At 78.5% G+C, this 209-nt stretch carries 1 protein-coding gene; it reads left to right on the top strand.

The window, feature by feature from the left end; all coding sequences use genetic code 11:
• A partial coding sequence (locus tag G3I42_RS21560; protein WP_275405275.1) for a TadE family type IV pilus minor pilin occupies positions 1-189 on the top strand: 189 nt, incomplete at its 5' end.
• Between the last annotated feature and the right edge of the window lie 20 nt (positions 190-209).

Raw genomic sequence — 209 nt, 5'->3', positions numbered from 1 at the left:
AGCGCGGTGGCCCTGGCCCGGGGGGTGGCGCCGGAGGGCGCGCGGGTGCGGATCGCGCGCGAAGGGGACCTCGTACGGGTGACGGTCACGGCCGAGGCGCCAGGACCCGGCGGGCTCGGGGTGCGGCTCAGCTCCTCCGCCGTCGCGCTCGCGGAAGAGACGGTCGGCGCGGGGGAGGCGGCCTCGTGAATCCGGCTGACAGGGAGTGG

This window comes from Streptomyces sp. SID11385 (genome assembly GCF_010548245.1).
GTDB lineage: Bacteria > Actinomycetota > Actinomycetes > Streptomycetales > Streptomycetaceae > Streptomyces.
This window is presented reverse-complemented; position numbering and strand designations above follow the sequence as displayed.